Origin of the sequence: Advenella kashmirensis WT001, assembly GCF_000219915.2 — a bacterium.
Classification (GTDB): domain Bacteria; phylum Pseudomonadota; class Gammaproteobacteria; order Burkholderiales; family Burkholderiaceae_B; genus Advenella; species Advenella kashmirensis.
In genome coordinates, this window is the sequence record NC_017964.1 from 1,790,660 (window position 1) to 1,806,999 (window position 16,340).

General features: G+C 54.3%; 14 protein-coding genes and 2 pseudogenes. 12 read left to right on the plus strand and 4 right to left on the minus strand.

Going from position 1 to position 16,340, the window contains the following annotated elements; all coding sequences use genetic code 11:
* Nucleotides 1–149 precede the first annotated feature (149 nt).
* The 6 genes and pseudogenes from TKWG_RS08370 (at nt 150) to TKWG_RS08395 (ending at nt 7,283) form a co-directional block, all read left to right on the plus strand.
* Nucleotides 150–1,654, plus strand: a pseudogene (locus tag TKWG_RS08370) (FAD-linked oxidase C-terminal domain-containing protein).
* A gap of 7 nt (nt 1,655–1,661) precedes the next feature.
* Nucleotides 1,662–2,759, plus strand: coding sequence for a glycolate oxidase subunit GlcE (gene glcE / locus TKWG_RS08375; protein ID WP_014750426.1), 1,098 nt, complete (start codon nt 1,662–1,664; stop codon nt 2,757–2,759).
* Nucleotides 2,760–2,765: 6 nt separating this feature from the next.
* A complete protein-coding gene (gene glcF / locus TKWG_RS08380) occupies nt 2,766–3,992 on the plus strand; it encodes a glycolate oxidase subunit GlcF (RefSeq protein ID WP_014750427.1) in 1,227 nt (408 codons plus the stop codon).
* A gap of 49 nt (nt 3,993–4,041) precedes the next feature.
* Nucleotides 4,042–5,159, plus strand: a pseudogene (gene mnmA, locus TKWG_RS08385) (tRNA 2-thiouridine(34) synthase MnmA).
* Nucleotides 5,160–5,222: 63 nt separating this feature from the next.
* On the plus strand, nt 5,223–6,599 hold the full coding sequence (purB, locus tag TKWG_RS08390; protein WP_014750429.1) for an adenylosuccinate lyase: 1,377 nt from the start codon (nt 5,223–5,225) through the stop codon (nt 6,597–6,599).
* A 240-nt stretch (nt 6,600–6,839) separates the two neighbouring features.
* Nucleotides 6,840–7,283: a c-type cytochrome gene (locus TKWG_RS08395; RefSeq protein ID WP_014750430.1), complete on the plus strand. Its 444-nt coding sequence runs from the start codon at nt 6,840–6,842 to the stop codon at nt 7,281–7,283.
* A 360-nt stretch (nt 7,284–7,643) separates the two neighbouring features.
* Here TKWG_RS08395 and TKWG_RS08400 read toward each other — a convergent pair whose 3' ends face one another.
* The gene (locus TKWG_RS08400) at nt 7,644–8,192 is read right to left on the minus strand and encodes a cytochrome b/b6 domain-containing protein (RefSeq protein ID WP_014750431.1); all 549 of its coding nucleotides are present in this window, start codon (nt 8,190–8,192) and stop codon (nt 7,644–7,646) included.
* A 134-nt stretch (nt 8,193–8,326) separates the two neighbouring features.
* Between TKWG_RS08400 and TKWG_RS08405 the strand changes: the two genes are divergently transcribed.
* From TKWG_RS08405 to TKWG_RS08420, 4 genes are all read left to right on the plus strand, one after another.
* Nucleotides 8,327–8,890: a hypothetical protein gene (locus TKWG_RS08405; RefSeq protein WP_014750432.1), complete on the plus strand. Its 564-nt coding sequence runs from the start codon at nt 8,327–8,329 to the stop codon at nt 8,888–8,890.
* Between the two features lie 196 nt (nt 8,891–9,086).
* Nucleotides 9,087–9,629, plus strand: a complete 543-nt coding sequence (locus TKWG_RS21400; RefSeq protein ID WP_014750433.1) for a hypothetical protein — start codon at nt 9,087–9,089, stop codon at nt 9,627–9,629.
* Nucleotides 9,630–9,792: 163 nt separating this feature from the next.
* A complete protein-coding gene (locus tag TKWG_RS08415; RefSeq protein WP_014750434.1) occupies nt 9,793–10,281 on the plus strand; it encodes a hypothetical protein in 489 nt (162 codons plus the stop codon).
* A gap of 137 nt (nt 10,282–10,418) precedes the next feature.
* Entirely contained in the window at nt 10,419–12,128 is a 1,710-nt protein-coding gene (locus tag TKWG_RS08420) for an FMN-binding glutamate synthase family protein (protein WP_014750435.1), read from the plus strand.
* A gap of 134 nt (nt 12,129–12,262) precedes the next feature.
* Here the strand turns inward: TKWG_RS08420 and TKWG_RS23595 are convergent, their stop codons facing one another.
* The 3 genes from TKWG_RS23595 to TKWG_RS08435 form a co-directional block, all read right to left on the minus strand.
* Nucleotides 12,263–12,799: a hypothetical protein gene (locus TKWG_RS23595; protein WP_014750436.1), complete on the minus strand. Its 537-nt coding sequence runs from the start codon at nt 12,797–12,799 to the stop codon at nt 12,263–12,265.
* A gap of 206 nt (nt 12,800–13,005) precedes the next feature.
* A complete protein-coding gene (locus tag TKWG_RS08430; RefSeq protein WP_014750437.1) occupies nt 13,006–13,794 on the minus strand; it encodes a CDP-diacylglycerol diphosphatase in 789 nt (262 codons plus the stop codon).
* Nucleotides 13,795–13,823: 29 nt separating this feature from the next.
* On the minus strand, nt 13,824–15,170 hold the full coding sequence (locus tag TKWG_RS08435) for an MFS transporter (RefSeq protein WP_014750438.1): 1,347 nt from the start codon (nt 15,168–15,170) through the stop codon (nt 13,824–13,826).
* A 245-nt stretch (nt 15,171–15,415) separates the two neighbouring features.
* Between TKWG_RS08435 and TKWG_RS08440 the strand changes: the two genes are divergently transcribed.
* Together TKWG_RS08440 and TKWG_RS08445 are read left to right on the plus strand one after the other, a co-directional pair.
* Nucleotides 15,416–15,865: a ribonuclease domain-containing protein gene (locus TKWG_RS08440; protein WP_014750439.1), complete on the plus strand. Its 450-nt coding sequence runs from the start codon at nt 15,416–15,418 to the stop codon at nt 15,863–15,865.
* Nucleotides 15,856–16,185 (plus strand): barstar family protein, encoded by a 330-nt coding sequence (locus TKWG_RS08445; RefSeq protein ID WP_081489258.1) that lies wholly within the window; start codon nt 15,856–15,858, stop codon nt 16,183–16,185. Before TKWG_RS08440 ends, TKWG_RS08445 begins: the two co-directional genes overlap by 10 nt.
* Nucleotides 16,186–16,340 lie beyond the last annotated feature (155 nt).

Sequence of the window (16,340 nt, forward strand, 5' to 3'; positions counted from 1 at the left end):
GCTGCGGCCTGTTTCGGGGCATTATATGCCCCGAAGTTATTTTGCTTTGCCGCAGGAGTGAACAATCATTAGGGTTAATCACGTTTTGGTTCATGGCAGGGCAGGGTATACTTTGACGTTTATACCAGTTGTCATAAAAAAGGGTTGTCATGGATGTGAGTGCGCAACTGCGACATGCACCGCAGGCCGCTGAAAGCGAGCCGGATTTTTCTGAACTGATCGCCGAGTTGCATCGCGGTCTGCCGGCGCATTGTGTGTTATCCCGTGTTGAAGAAAAAAAACCGTTTGAATGTGATGGCCTGACGCTTTTCAAGGAAATGCCAGGTGTGGTTGTGCTTCCGGAAAATGAGGAGCAAATCATTCACGTTTTGAAAACCTGTAAAAAAATGGGCGTGCCGGTGGTACCGCGCGGCGCAGGGACAGGCCTGTCGGGCGGCGCGACGCCGCATTCGCAGGGGGTGTTGCTGGGCGTGTCCAAACTCAACAAAATCAAACACATTGATTCGCAGGCAGCCACCGCTATTGTTGAACCCGGCGTGCGCAATCTGGCCGTGTCCGAGGCCGCCGCTGCTTACGGTTTGTATTATGCGCCAGACCCATCCAGCCAGATTGCCTGTTCAATCGGCGGCAACATTGCCGAGAATGCCGGTGGTGTGCATTGTCTTAAATATGGCCTGACGGTTCATAACGTTATTCGCCTGCGCATTGTGACAATTGATGGCGATATTCTCGAACTGGGTGCAGATGCGCCCGATGCACCCGGTCTGAATCTGCTGCCGGCCTTCATTGGTTCGGAAGGCATGCTGGGCATTGTGACTGAAGTCAAGGTCAAGCTTATCCCCAAGCCGCAACTGGCACGCGTGATCATGGCCAGCTTCGCGTCTGTAGAGGCGGCGGGCGAGGCAGTCAAGAATATTATTGGATCGGGCATTATTCCTGCCGGCCTTGAAATGATGGACAAGCGCGCGACGCACATGGTCGAGCCCTTTGTGAAGGCCGGTTATGACCTGGATGCCGAGGCGATTCTGCTGTGCGAATCGGACGGCACCGAGGCCGAGGTTGAGGACGAAATCGTACGCATGGAAAAAGTCTTTTCCGACTGCGGGGCTACGCGTCTGCAAACGTCCAATTCTGAAGAGGAACGCTTGCGTTTCTGGGCTGGTCGCAAAAATGCGTTTCCCGCTGCGGGTCGCATCTCACCTGATTACTATTGCATGGATGGCACGATTCCGAAAAGCCAGTTGGCCTATGTGCTCAATGAAATGGTGAAAATGGAAGAGAAATACCAATTGGCTGCGCCAATGTGTTCCATGCGGGTGATGGCAATTTGCATCCGCTGATTTTGTTTGATGCAAACGATCCGGATTCGGTGCGACGCGCTGAAGATTTTGGTGCCGATATCCTGGAGCTGTGCATCAAGGTGGGCGGGACCGTCACCGGCGAGCATGGCGTGGGTCTGGAAAAAATCAACCAGATGTGCTCCCAGTTCACCCGCGAAGAACTCGACGCCTTTACTGCGCTGAAAAAAGCGTTCGACCCGGATATGCTGCTTAATCCGACCAAGCAGATTCCGACGCTGAATCGTTGCGCCGAATACGGCCGCATGCATGTACATGGCGGTCAGATCGCTTTTCCCGATATCGAACGTTTTTAAGTATTCTATGAAATTCATTAAAGAAGATCTGGCAGAACAGGTTGCTGCAGCTGTGGCAGGCCGCAAGCAGATTGTTATCCGCGGAGGCGGCACCAAAGCTTTTTACGGCAACGCGATCGCCGATACCGAACAGCTGGTGGAGCTGGATGTGACGCCCTATACCGGGATCAGCAGTTATGAGCCGTCAGAGCTGGTCATGACTGCCCGTTGTGGCACGCTGCTGCGCGACATCGAAGCTGCATTGGACGAACAGAACCAGCGTCTGGCATGGGAGCCACCGCATTTTGGCCAGCAGGCAACCATCGGCGGCGCCATTGCCACCGGACTGGCCGGTCCGGGACGCATGGCTGCCGGCGGTGCCAGTGATTTTGTGCTGGGTACGGTGTTACTCAATGCCGAAGGGCAGCAATTGCATTTTGGCGGTACGGTGATGAAGAATGTCGCCGGCTACGATATGTCGCGCCTGCTTACCGGCTCCATGGGCGTGTTCGGTCCGATTCTGGAAGTGTCGTTCAAGGTGCTGCCTAAGCCGATTTGCGAAGTCACGCTGCAGCGCTACTGCACCCTGAGGGAAGCATTCGAATGCTTTGCCCAGTGGCAGGCCAAGGCGCTGGGTATCAGTGCCTCAGCCTGGATCCCGGAGGGCGATACACAGCAGGGCGTGCTTTATCTGCGCGTCTCCGGTGCCCAGCCTGCCGTGAAGCAGGCATGCGGCGTGCTGGGCGGCGAGCGGGTGGATGAGCAGACGGCCAAAGATTTATGGCTATCGCTCAGGGAGCATACTCATCCGTTTTTTGGCGACACGGTCTGGCGCGTATCTGTACCGCCTTTGGCCGACACGGTGAACGAATCGGTTCCGCTACTGGAGTGGGGCGGCGCGCAGCGCTGGCTGCGACAGGTCAGCGATGTGACCAATATTCGTCATGCCGCAGCGCAACGCGGTGGTCACGCAACATTGTTTCGCGCTGGCGCGGGTGTCAGCCAGCCCGTAGATGGTGTGTTCCAGCCGGTCAGTGCCGGAATTGCCGCCATTACTCGCCGTCTCAAGAGCAATCTAGACCCGCTGGGCACATTTTACTCAGGCCGGTTATTCAGGAATATCTAACGTATCATGCAGACCAATCTTGCCGACTGGGCAAAAAACAGCAGCTATGGCGAAGAAGTAGATGCAATCTTGCGCAAATGCGTGCATTGCGGCTTCTGTTCTGCCACCTGTCCCAGCTATCAGATACTTGGCGATGAGCGCGACAGCCCGCGTGGACGCATTTACCTGATTAAGGAAATTGTCGAGGGCAAGGAGCCCACCAGTATCACCCAGAAGCATTTGGACCAGTGCCTTACGTGCCACAATTGCGAAACTACCTGTCCATCGGGTGTACAGTACGGCCATCTGGTCGATATCGGCCGCGAACTGGTTGCAGAGCGTGTTACCCGGACGCCGACAGACCGTTTTCGACGCACGCTGCTGGCGGCGGGGCTCAATTCCCCGGTTTTTGCACCCGCCGTGAAGCTGGGCCGCATGTTGCGCTCTTTCATGCCTGCGACACTGGCAGCCAAGCTGCCGGAAGCCCGTCCGGCTGGAGCGCTGCCGGTCGGCCGCCACCAACGCCAGGTGCTGGTGCCGCTGGGCTGCGTTCAGCCCGCACTGATGCCCTCGATCGATGCTGCGACCATAAGAGTGCTGGATGCCGCGGGCATTTCATCTGTCGATATCAGTCGCAATACATGTTGCGGCGCCGTCAATTTCCACCTTGATAAGGTAAACAACAGCCTCGAACAGATGAAAAGCAATATCGACGCCTGGGTACCGTTACTGGAGTCAGGCCAGGTCGAGGCCGTCATCATGAACGCCTCCGGTTGCGGGGCTTTTGTCAAAGAGTATCCGTTTTATCTTCGCAATGAGCCGGCATATGTGGAAAAGGCGCGCTATCTGGTGCAGCACGTCAAGGATATTGCCGAAGTGATTGCACCCGAAGCAGCAGCTCTGAAGGCCAAATTCAAAAAACCGCTGCCGGCATCGGCTGCTTTTCATCCGCCCTGTACGCTTCAGCACTGGCAAGGGCTGCGTCCGCTCACTGAGTCGTTGCTGAGCGAGCTGGGCTTCGACCTCAAGGCGTTTGGCGAGGCCAATCTGTGTTGCGGTTCTGCCGGGACATATTCAGTGCTTCAGCCGGAAATCGCTACGGGTCTGCGCGATCGCAAACTGCAAGCCATCGGTCAGGTCTCGCCGGAAGTTATTATTACGTCCAATATGGGCTGTATGTCCCATTTGCAGACCGGAACCCAGACACCGGTACGCCATTGGGTTGAAGTAGTAGATGCTGCCTTAAGTGCCTAGAAGAGGCTGATTTCCCCGTTTGGGCAGCCGGGACGGTAAAATATCGTCCATGACTGAACAATCTTCTGTAAAACCTCGTGTGGTGGTGGGCATGTCTGGCGGCGTAGACTCGTCGGTCAGCGCCTGGCTGCTTAAAGAGCAGGGTTATGAAGTCATCGGTCTTTTCATGAAAAACTGGGAAGATGACGATGATTCCGAATACTGCTCAACTCGTCAGGACTGGCTTGATGCGGCCAGCGTGGCCGATCTGGTCGGCGTGGACATCGAAGCGGTCAATTTTTCCGCCGATTATAAGGATCGGGTGTTTTCTGAGTTCCTGCGGGAATATTCCGCCGGTCGCACGCCCAATCCCGATGTGCTGTGCAACGCCGAGATCAAGTTCAAGGCGTTTCTTGATCACGCCCTGACGCTGGGAGCCGATTACATCGCCACCGGACATTATGCTCGCGTGCGGGCGGTGCAACGCCATGGCGCCACTGAATATGAACTGCTCAAGGGGCTGGATGCCAGCAAGGACCAGAGTTATTTCCTGCACCGGCTTAATCAGGCGCAACTGTCCAAGGCTTTGTTTCCATTGGGTGAAATAGACAAAACCGAAGTGCGCCAGATTGCCCATAAGCTGGGTCTGCCCAATGCGGCGAAAAAGGATTCCACCGGCATCTGCTTTATCGGTGAGCGTCCCTTCCGGGAGTTCCTGAACCGCTATCTGCCAACCAATCCAGGTCCCATTCTTACCGATGATGGTCAGCAGGTGGGGCAGCATCACGGGCTAGCCTTCTATACCCTGGGCCAGCGCAAGGGATTGGGCATCGGCGGCATCAAAGGCCGGCAGAATGACGACGGCATCGCCGACGCCTGGTACGTTGCGCGCAAAGATTTGCAAAACAACACGCTGTATGTTGTATCGGGCCATGATCATCCATGGCTGCTGCAGCATGAGGTACAGGCCGAGGATGTCAGCTGGGTAGCCGGACATGCCCCTGTCGCAGGACCGTATGGCGCCAAGACACGCTATCGGCAGGCAGACGCGCCGTGTGAACTGCTCCCGGGCAGCGATCCCGGGCGATTGCATTTGAAATTTCCCCAGGCACAATGGCTGTTACACCCGGTCAGTCCAGCGTTCTATATGACGGCGATATCTGTCTGGGTGGCGGCATTATTGCCTGAAGTTCGCTCGGCAGGGCAACGACCGTCTGCCGCTAATTCTCACTTTTATTTTTTTATTTCATTATGAATATTTCAGATTCGATTACCCCGCTCAATGCGTTATCCCCGCTGGACGGTCGTTATGCCTCTCGTGCAGCCGCCTTGCGGCCCTTTCTGTCAGAGGCCGGCTTCATGGCGCATCGTGTGGAAGTCGAGGTTTCCTGGCTGATCGCTTTGTCGCAGGCTGGCCTGAACGAGTTGCCGGCGTTCTCTGCCGATGCCGAAAACGCCTTGCGCAGTTGGGTGCAGGATTTCAGCGAAGCCGATGCCCAGCGCATCAAGGATATTGAGAAAAAAACCAACCATGACGTCAAGGCCGTGGAGTATTGGCTTAAAGAGAAAGCGGCGGGTAATGATGAATTGTCGGCCGCGGCCGAATTCATCCACTTTGCCTGCACGTCGGAAGATATCAATAATACGTCGCACGCCCTGATGCTGACACGTGCGCGTGACCAGGTGATTGTACCTGCGCTGCAGAACCTGCTATCGATGCTCAAGGATGATGCCCGCCAGTTTGCACAGCAACCCATGCTGGCCCGCACGCACGGTCAGCCAGCCAGCCCAACTACCATGGGCAAGGAATTTGCCAACGTGGCGGCGCGCCTGGAGACTGCGATTGCCGCTATTTGCGCAGTCAAGCCCCTGGCCAAGCTCAATGGTGCAACCGGCAACTATAACGCACACTACTCGGCCTATCCGGAACTGGACTGGCCTGCGCTGAGCAAAAAAGTGCTCGCCGATTTGTCTCTCACACAGAATCCCTATACCATCCAGATCGAACCGCATGACTGGATGGCTGCGCTGTTTGATGCCATTGCGCGCGCCAACACCATTTTGCTTGATCTGAACCGGGACATCTGGGGTTATATCGCGCTGGGCTATTTCAAACAGCGTCTGCGCGAAGGAGAAGTGGGATCGTCAACCATGCCTCACAAGGTTAACCCGATTGACTTTGAAAATTCCGAAGGCAATATCGGGCTTGCCAACGCAGTGCTGAAACACTTGTCCGAAAAATTGCCGGTTTCCCGCTGGCAGCGTGACTTGACCGATTCCACTGTATTGCGCAACTTGGGTGTCGCCCTGGGTTATTGCATGGTAGCGTGGGACTCTTGCAGCAAGGGTCTTGGCAAGCTGGAACTCAATCCCCAGGCCATTGATCGCGATATTGACCAGTGCTGGGAAGTCCTGGCCGAGCCAGTTCAAACCGTGATGCGTCGTCATGGCCTGCCGGAACCCTACGAGCAGTTGAAAGCGCTGACGCGTGGTCGCGGGATTACCGAAGATGCATTGCGCTCGTTTGTCCAGGGGCTGCAATTGCCCGAGGATGCAAAGCAGCGGCTATTGCAGATGACGCCGCGCAGCTACATCGGCCTGGCAGCAGAACTGGCGGCCAAAATCTGATCAACACATCAGGTAGCCACAACAGTCAGCCGATACTGAACCGATGCCGGTTAAGAGGCGGCGCGGCATAATGTGACCTGACAACCGCAGGTTGCACGCCTACTTATTGAGTCAACCGGGCCCGCCCGGCACAAAAGGCAGTCGAACGTTGTATCGGCTGCCTTTTGTGCTTTTTGGCGATGGCAAATAATAAGGGATATGCGCTATCATAGGTGAGTCATTTCTCCGGGAGTCAATGTAATGAAAACATCGCTTGTTGTTGCTGCCTGTTTGACCTTGCTGTCTTTGACAGCGCATGCACAGTTTCTCGAACCCAAGGAAGCGAAGGATTATCGTCATCACGGCATGGAATTTATTGGGGACAATTTCAAACGCATGGGCCATATGGTCAAAGGTGAGCAGCCATACGACAAGGAGGCTTTCATCAAATACGCGAATCTGCTCAAGACGCTTGCACCATTGCCTTTTGAAGCTTTCTACAAAGGTACAGAGGGCGGGGATGCAAAAGATGAGGTGTTTTCAGATCCCGAAGGCTTTAATAAAGCCAAAGATAAAATGCTGGTTGCGGTAGACCGGCTTGCCGCCGAAGCGCCCTCTGGTGATATGAAAAAAATCAAGGTCGCTTTCGGCGGGGTTGGCCAAAGCTGCAAGGCCTGTCATGATAATTACCGCAAGGACGATTAAAGCCTGATGCGGGCTTGCCGGCAATGCCGGATGCCGCTGCGCTGCGGCCAATATATTGTTGCGCTGAAGGAACAGCCATGCCGCAGCCGGCTTATCGGACGTAAACGGATATTCCAGATGTAAAGGAACGTCACAGGGACAGCAACGGGCGGTTTTGCTGGGGTCGGCCAAGGCATCCATTGCCTGCGAGGCCAACCCCCGGGGCTGCTCAGAATCGCGAGAGCCAGAACACAAAGGCAGCGCACACTAATAATATGATGGATGCACGAATCGCGACGGCGGCATTATCCTGGCTGTGCGCTGGCGGTTTTGCCGCCACATTCCGATCTGCCGGTAGGTCGCCCGTTACCATGGCGCGTATCAGGGCTGCCGGCGAAACACACTGTAATAGGCAATTGCGCACAGGTGCAATGCTACCAGTGCAACCAGTATCCATTCGCTTGCGTGATGGATACTGTTGAAAAATCGGCTGAGCGAAGGATTCAGGCCGCTTAGCGGACCTTCGAAAAGAATGTCATCACTGGCAAAGAGCCCGCTGGTTGCCTGCAATCCGAAAGCCAGCAGCATGGCAACCACAGACCATGCGCCCAATGGGTTGTGGCCAGCCCATGTTGTTGTGCGTAATTTTGCGGCACGTAAATAGGCGGCAATTTTCCGTGGCCCCACGACAAATTGTGTAAACCGCGCGTAATACGGACCCATGAAGCCCCAGATAAGGCGGAAAAGTATGAGGGTAAGCACGGCATAGCCGAAACGGGAATGCCAGGTCATCCAGTCCAGGCCGGTTTCGGACAGCCAGCCTTCCGTAATACCGGCAGACTTGACGCAAAAATAGGCGCCTGCCACGCAAAAAACCAACAGCCAGTGAAACAGTCGCAAAGGCAGATCCCAGACTCTGATATTATTCATTCGTCATTTTCCAGCAGGTTGCTTTCGAGCCGAATTCCATTGCCCGACTTTACCGTTATTTTAACATTTGCAGTGTAATTGCCTCAGAGTTGGTCTATGATAAGCGAACTATTTAAATCAGCTTACAGGTACTCATGTCGCGTTCAACTAAAGTTCTTCTTGCGATCATTGCAGCAGCCGTGCTGGCAGGGTGTTCCTCGACCAAAACCGGCAGGGACCGCTCAATCAGCCATTCCCCGCGCGACCAAGTGCAGCGAATCGAGTATGACGAAAGCGCCTATGCCTTGCCGGTAGGGCAGCCCACCATGCTGGTGGGACGCGCGTTCATTTATGATGCCATTAACGGTGGGGAACGCAGCGGCGGGAATGTCGACGTCGTGCTCAATCCCGTATCGGCCATGAGTGACCAGTGGTTCAATGCAGTCTGTCGTCGCGGTAATGTACTGGCAGGCAAAGCAGACCCGCGCTACGCGGCCAGGGCCTATGCGTCCAAAACCAATTCTTTCGGCCAGTTTGCGTTCACCAACGTGCCTGCCGGCGAATATTACCTTACCACGCGGCTTTACTGGATGGATACCAAACCCTTCTCGGGCGCCGTCCAGTATGGCGGATTGCTGGCCAAAAAAGTACGGCTTGTTCCTGGGACAAATACAATCAATCTGTCCGACAGCGACAAATGCCGGGGTTATTTTCATTAATCATGCAGTTATCGGCTGATTTGCGGCAATGGGTGATCATCCATGTTATCCGGCGCCCAGCGTTTTTCTCCACATACAACTTGCTTCATTCACATTTTGCAATGAATTTACCCGGCTTTAATGATTAAATTCAGGCAGGAAAAGCTCTGCTTTGTGTTATTGCAGCATTTTTTTCATTTTATTAGAAAGGCAAACTATGAAATTAATTACGCTTGTTACGGTCGCTGCAGTGACGACCGCTGTTGCGGGATGCAGTTTTTTTGAAAAAAAGGCCACATCAGGAACCGTTGCCGCCACATCAACCACGCCCGGCGGCTCAGCGACCGCCGTTCAGACGACTGGTGCCGGTAATCTGGAAGTATATGTGGGTTCGACAGCCAAGCCTAAAGCGACCAAGGGCAAGTCAGCCAAAACCATTCCTCTGCAGGTTGGAGACCAGACTTACCAGGGTGTTGGTCCCATTCTTACCCGTGCCGATATCAAGAATGTTTTCGTGACCAAGGCTGGTGATCGTCCCGCTTTGGGGCTGCGCGTAACGCCAGAAGGCGCCCGCAAGCTGAACGCCGAAATTTCCGGCAAATCAGTCAAGGGGAAAATGGTTTTGGCCAGCCTGAACGACTCCATTTTTTCAACAACGATTGCTTCGCCTGGCGCCGTGGACGATGGCGTGCTGCTGATGCCCATGGCTACGTTGAATAACGCCAAAACAGCGGCAGACATTATTCGTGGTAAAAAATAAGATCATCCGGGTCTTCGGTTTTGATGTACCGGTTGCGTTGCTTGCAGTGTTCACTCTGAATATTGTTAACAATTGAGCGTTGTTTTTTCTCTGAATCTGTTGTAACGTAAACGGACGACTTTATGCGAAGTTGTTCTCAAATTAGTTTTAATTAGGAAATACTATGAAATTATCCAGAAAAGTTGCGTTGATTGTGCTTCCTCTGGCTGCGGTACTGGCCGGATGTAACTCAATGAAGACTGGTACCGAGAGCAGTCCCGGCACTGCACAGACCCCTGCTGCAAAAGGTACTGCAGTAGACGTATTCCTGGCTTCTGACAAAGTCATCAAAAGTTATCGTCCTGTTAAGCTGAGTGAGAAACAGACCATTTATGTTAGCAAAACACCAATCATCACTCGCGCCAATTTGACGAGCGTTGATCGTGTTCGCGACAGCCAGGGCCGTTCTTTTGTCAAACTGTCTCTGAATCCTGCCGGTGTTGCCGCTTTGAATGCAGCGCCCAAGGAACAGGGCTATGCGACAACCGTAGGTGGTCAGTTGGCTTCCCTCACGGGTATTCGCCAGAATAACGATTTCCTCTTCATGGTCCGGGATGATCAGGTTGCCGGATCCGTTGTCGAGGCCATCGCGCCAAAAACAGCAGCTAAATAATTTCAGCTGCCTGCATTGCCACCTGTTTTGTAAGTGGCAATACCAGCCTCGCCTTGTGGCGAGGCTTTTTTACGACCTTTGATATTGTCATGTATAAGTCGTATTCTATGGTGCTTGATGTCCAATAAAGGTGCACAATGCTGTCGCTATTTCCTGTTCGTTTTCTGGCATTTTTCCTCGTCATTCTCGGTACGGTGGTCTGCCTGGTCCTTGGCATAACCGTTGCCGCGGGATGGTATGTGGCTGCGCTCGTGTTTTTGCTACTGACAATGCTTGGCATTCATGATCTTATTCAGCCTCGTCATTCGGTTAAACGCAATTATCCGGTCATCGGCAACCTGCGCTTTGTGCTGGAATTCATTCGGCCCGAATTGCGCCAGTACTTCATCGAAAGCGATACCGATACGCTGCCCTTTTCGCGCGCACAACGCTCTATCGTTTATCAGCGGGCCAAACAGCAAATTGACAAGCGTCCCTTTGGGACGATAGAAAATGTCTACAGCGACGATTACGAATGGGTCAATCATTCCATGATGCCCAGTCATATTCCTGATCGCGATTTTCGGATCACCGTGGGACAGGGGCAGTGCAGTCAGCCCTATGACATATCCGTGTTCAACATTTCTGCAATGAGTTTTGGCGCGCTGTCGGCCAACGCTATCCGCTCGCTCAACCGCGGCGCCAAGGCAGGTGGGTTTGCCCATGACACAGGAGAAGGCGGAATCAGCAGCTATCACCTTGAAGCCGGTGGCGATCTGATCTGGAACATTGGTTCCGGTTACTTTGGTTGCAGGGATGAAAACGGACATTTTTCCGATAGCGCATTTGCCCAGAAAGCGACCATGCCTAATATAAAAATGATTGAAATCAAGCTGTCGCAGGGTGCCAAGCCGGGCCATGGTGGCATCCTGCCCGGTGCCAAAGTCACAGCTGAAATAGCTCAGGTGCGTGGCGTGACGCCAGGCGTTGACTGCGACTCGCCAGCGGCGCATTCGGCATTCAGTACGCCGGTCGAGCTATTGCAGTTTGTCCAGCGTCTGCGCCGGCTATCCGGCGGCAAGCCGGTGGGCTTTAAGTTGTGTATTGGCCATCCCTGGGAGTGGTTTGCCATCGTCAAGGCCATGCTGGAAACCGATATCACGCCAGACTTTATCGTGGTGGACGGTTCCGAAGGCGGAACCGGCGCAGCGCCCGTGGAGTTCGTCGATCATATGGGCGTGCCGCTTAAAGAGGCGTTGCGGTTGGTGCACAATGCGCTGGTCGGTGTCGGGTTGCGTGAGCGCATCAAGATTGGCGCATCGGGAAAAATTATTTCTGCCTTTGATATGCTCAGAACACTCGCGCTGGGCGCAGACTGGTGCAATAGCGCACGTGGCTTCATGTTTGCCGTAGGCTGTATTCAGGCACAGGCCTGTCATACCGGCAAGTGTCCTTCGGGCGTGGCTACCCAGGATCCTTCACGTCAGCGCGCCATTGTTGTGATGGATAAGGCAGACAGAGTGACGCATTTTCATCGCAATTCAGTGCATGCGCTGGCCGAGCTGCTGCAGGCCGCCGGGCTGACACACCCCAACCAATTGCGAGCGCATCATGTGGTGCGGCGTATATCCAGTTCCGAAGTCAAAGTACTGTCGGCGATATACCCGGAACTGGAAAAGGGCGACTTGCTCAAAGGCCGTTATCGTCTGAAGATTTTCGAGGTCTGCTGGCCGCTGGCTCAGGCGCATTCTTTTCAACCAGCGCGCTCCATTGATCTGGTCGCCAGCGAGATCAACACCGGCTATCAGGCTGGTGAGAAATCGGTAGAAAAGGATGCGCCGTTCGATAAGGCGCTGCAACCGCTTTAAATTGCTTGCCGTCAGGGCCGCAGGCGCAGCCCGGCGTCAAGAGTGCAAGGCGTACACGTTATCGGTTGACGCCTTGCAAGTGCGGGGTTGGTGATATTGCCCGGGCTTTCGCTACAGGCGGTCGCGGCAGCAGCTTATTGCGCGGCGGGTGCCGCTGGCTTGGCGGGTGTCTCTGGTGCAGCAGGGGTTGCTGGTGCAGATGATGCTGCCCGCGCCAGTTTTTCGCAATTTGCCGTGAAATCCTTGATGAAGCGGTTTTTTTCTGCGATTTTCTCTTTGGGCGTAGACCACAGCAGCTCGACAAACTCGATAAATGAGGAGACGCGTTCGTCTGGAATGGCCGTGTTGTTGCTGACTGCTTCGTTGGCTTCATCCTGCGTCTTGCCATTTATGCGCATATCATAAAGCTGCGCAATGATCTTGCCTGCATCGGTGCAGGTAAGCGTGACGGGCGCGGTATCAGTGCTGGCGTCCTCACCTTGCGCATTCTGGTAGGGGTCTTCCTGCTTGGGCGGCGGCGCTGGCGCTGGAGGAGGCTGGCGCAATTCTGACTGCTGCGGTAGTTCGACATCGTCGTCATTGAACAGTGTTGTCTCAATAATTTTCCACGCACCAAAGGCAATGGCTGTTGCAATCAGCAGCAAAATGAGCAACTTTATGAACGATTTCATGTATATCCTTACGCTTGTGAACGGAGGTACAAACCGCCGTTCCTGACTATGACGAATCAATATACTATAACTTATTTGTGGCGGTCAGAAAATTCAGTAACCGATAAACATATTTACGAAATCATACGGTCATCCTGCCGAGGTCGGCGTGGTGTTGGCATTGTCACAATTTACCTGTTTCAGCGAAAAGCAAGGGGCTAAACGGCCTAGCGGCTTGCCAGCAATTGCGGACAGCGATGGTCCTGGAAGTCTCCTTCAGACGACGCGCCGGGGCGGTGGGTCGCAAACAGTAGAAACTGCCGTTCAGACAAGGGGTAGAGCGCCAGACTGACATTGGCCATGTCCTGTCGTGCGTGTGCCAGCGTGGTGATGGTCAAGGCGATGGCGCCGCGCTGCTCAAGCTCGCCCAGCGACAGGGTCCGCGCCTGGTACGCATGGCCATTGATGCCACCCGGCACCGGTTGCCACTGCGAATTGAACTGCGATTGCATGGCAAGCAGGCGTTCGCGCAGGGCGGGGCGAATACATGAAATGTGGGTATGCAGATGATTCTGACTGCGGCCCGACTTTGAATTGATGGTAAAGGAATAGTCCTGCACGGGGATGGCTCTGCCCAACAATCGATCCATGTAATGGCGAGCGTGCCAGGCTTGCGCAAAATACGGGGTACGGCTTGCACTCAGCAGCGTCGGATCTTCCAGACCCGTCACGTGCCGGGTGGGCATATGCAAATATTGTAACGGTCCGTTTTTGTCCTTGAAGATGACGTAGCCCTTATCCATATCAACCTTGATGCATGGCAGGGGCGGATTCTTGCCGGCCAATTGATTGGGGATGCATTGGTCATGCACAAAATGCCAGAGTATGTCGCCGCGTGCCACCTGTTTGGTAGGCACTGCCGCCTTTGGTTCGGGAACAGCAGATGTATTGCATGCCGTCAGCAGGCTGACGGCCATGAGCATTGCGGCAAGCCCGCAACGGGACCGGACAGACATAATCACTCCTTGTTCAGCGTGCTTGCCAATTACTCCATGGGTTCGCGCATTTCAGTAATGTACGAATGGTCGGAGCGCATGACGACAAATACAAAAATGGCATTGGCGATGCCAAGGAAAAGAACAATCAACGGGACCGTACTGAAGGTAATCAACAGGCCGGTAATGACCGAACTGGCCACCAGGAAAATGGCATTCATGATATTGTTGGCAGCAATCACACGCGAGGAATGGGTTTTTGGTGTCTTTTGCTGGATCAGCACATAAAGCGGCACGCTGTACAGTCCGGCCGACATGCTCAGCAGGAACAGGCCGGCGATCAACAGCCAATTTGCAGGTAGCCTGATAAATTCGTGCAGCGCCAGCAGATGCGTGCCATTCAAATCATGGGCCAGAAAATACAGTGCAATGGAAAAGACGGTCATGCCGGCGGCGCCCACGGGAACGAGTTTGAGCACATTCAGCCCTTTTTTGCCGATCCAGCCGCAAAGGACAGAGCCAAATCCCACACCGATGGAAAATACGCCCAGCAGCAGGGTAGCAACCTGTTCGTCGCCACGCAGAATTTCCTTGGCAAAGACCGGGAATATATTCAGATACACCGCACCAAAAAACCACATCCAGCTGATCAGCAAAATGCTTTTGAACACATGCAGATCATGAAAGGCGTACTTGATGTTTTCTATCGTGCCGCCGATCGGATTCCAGTCCAGCTTCAGATCGGCAGCAGATACGGGGGTGGGCGGAACCAGTCCTGAGCAAAGCCGGCCTGCAATTGCAATTAATACGCAACTGGCAGCCACATAATGGTAACCGAAGCCTTCGATGCCGGCCATGAACCCGCCTGCCATATTGCCCAGCAGAATCGCGACAAAAGTGCCCATTTCAACCCAGCCGTTGCTGCTGACCAGTGTGGTGCCGTGAAAGACCTGGGGCAGATAGGCAAACTTGACAGGTCCGAAAACGGTGGAATGGATGCCCATGAGCAGCACGCATAGCAGCAGAATGTACACGTGCTGGTAAATGAGAGCGAACGCGGCCAATGCCATGATGCCGATCTCAGCAGTTTTGATCCAGCGCATGAAGCGCGCTTTTTCGAATTTGTCTGACATTTGCCCGCTCACTGCAGACAGCAGTAAAAACGGGATAATGAACATGCCATTGATCACGACGCCGGCCATTTCCGGCGGCAACCAGCTGACCGAAACATGATACGTAAGCATGATGGTGACCGCAAACTTGAACAGATTGTCATTGGCCGCACCCGATATCTGGGTCCAGAAATAGGGGGCAAAACGCCGTTGCAGCATGATATGGGTCGCATCGTCAGATGCAACGCCATTTTTGGCAGTATCGTGGGAAGAGGGATTTGTCATGAAAATATATGTTACAGCAGCGGGACCTGCCGGACAGAAACAACAGTCGCAACATTAAACCAAAATGCAGGTTCGCGGTTAAGGAATAGCGGTTTAGTTAAAATGTATCATTGGATCTGTCAGAATTTCGTCATTCTGTCAACACAATCGGCTAAACTCTGAGCACCGAAAACACGTTTGCGAGTGGCGATATGCAACGGTTCCTGACAACATTGATATTAGCAATCTGCGCGCCGGCGTATGCCATGGGCTGGGCTGCGCCTGCATCGGCGCCTTCCCAGCGCAGCGACGCTTTGGCTGGCGGCGCCGATCGCTGTGAAGTCGTGCTGGACTCGTTCAACAAGACCGCGCTTGGCGGACGGATTGATACGGCGCAGCTTGCCGACATCGTGCGCTCCCTGACATCGCGCAAGCAGCTACCCGCCTATTTTGTGACCAAAAAACAGGCCCGGCAAGCGGGGTGGTCGCCAGGACAATATTTGTCCGATATACCCGCATTGCGTGGCAAGTCTATCGGCGGTGACCATTTTGGCAACTATGAGCGTCGACTGCCCAGAGGACAATGGAAAGAGGCCGATCTGGACTACCGCGGGAAAAAACGCAACGCCAAACGACTGGTCTTCGGCCAGGGCGGCCAGCAGTACGTGACCGTGGATCATTATGAGACATTTCACAAGGTGCCAGCATGTCGATGAGAACCTCCAAACGCAGGAGAATGAAGGCCCAACGCCGCACCCCCGCGCCGCTCAAGACCTGCGAACTGACGCATATTCATTCGATTGATGACGTTTACGACCAGTTGCAAATCGCGCTGCATTTGCCCCAGTATTTCGGTCGCAATCTTGATGCACTATACGATAGCCTGAGCACGGATGTAAAGGGCCCTTACCGGATTGTCTGGCACGGCCATGCCAGAAGCGCGATTGAGCTGGGTGAGCTGTATTATGAAGGATTGCTGGATATTTTCAGGGCGGTGGCCAGCGAACGTGACGATGTCCAGCTGGAGCTGGATTGAGCGAGTAAGCGCAACAGGACAAGGCTAATTCGTTCAGGGCCGGTCAACCGGGATGGGGCGCGGGGTATGCTGGTCTGGGCAAGTGCAAAGACGCAGCATGTGCGTAAACGGCCCGGATCAGCGCAGCGAGCATATTGCGCAGAGCGCGCCTTGGC

Coding starts and splice junctions, on each gene's coding strand:
- glcE (WP_014750426.1), top strand. CDS start 1,662: ATGAAATTCATTAAAGAAGATCTGGCAGAACAGGTTGCTGCAGCTGTG.
- glcF (WP_014750427.1), top strand. CDS start 2,766: ATGCAGACCAATCTTGCCGACTGGGCAAAAAACAGCAGCTATGGCGAA.
- purB (WP_014750429.1), top strand. CDS start 5,223: ATGAATATTTCAGATTCGATTACCCCGCTCAATGCGTTATCCCCGCTG.
- TKWG_RS08395 (WP_014750430.1), top strand. CDS start 6,840: ATGAAAACATCGCTTGTTGTTGCTGCCTGTTTGACCTTGCTGTCTTTG.
- TKWG_RS08400 (WP_014750431.1), bottom strand. CDS start 8,192: ATGAATAATATCAGAGTCTGGGATCTGCCTTTGCGACTGTTTCACTGG.
- TKWG_RS08405 (WP_014750432.1), top strand. CDS start 8,327: ATGTCGCGTTCAACTAAAGTTCTTCTTGCGATCATTGCAGCAGCCGTG.
- TKWG_RS21400 (WP_014750433.1), top strand. CDS start 9,087: ATGAAATTAATTACGCTTGTTACGGTCGCTGCAGTGACGACCGCTGTT.
- TKWG_RS08415 (WP_014750434.1), top strand. CDS start 9,793: ATGAAATTATCCAGAAAAGTTGCGTTGATTGTGCTTCCTCTGGCTGCG.
- TKWG_RS08420 (WP_014750435.1), top strand. CDS start 10,419: ATGCTGTCGCTATTTCCTGTTCGTTTTCTGGCATTTTTCCTCGTCATT.
- TKWG_RS23595 (WP_014750436.1), bottom strand. CDS start 12,799: ATGAAATCGTTCATAAAGTTGCTCATTTTGCTGCTGATTGCAACAGCC.
- TKWG_RS08430 (WP_014750437.1), bottom strand. CDS start 13,794: ATGTCTGTCCGGTCCCGTTGCGGGCTTGCCGCAATGCTCATGGCCGTC.
- TKWG_RS08435 (WP_014750438.1), bottom strand. CDS start 15,170: ATGACAAATCCCTCTTCCCACGATACTGCCAAAAATGGCGTTGCATCT.
- TKWG_RS08440 (WP_014750439.1), top strand. CDS start 15,416: ATGGGCTGGGCTGCGCCTGCATCGGCGCCTTCCCAGCGCAGCGACGCT.
- TKWG_RS08445 (WP_081489258.1), top strand. CDS start 15,856: ATGTCGATGAGAACCTCCAAACGCAGGAGAATGAAGGCCCAACGCCGC.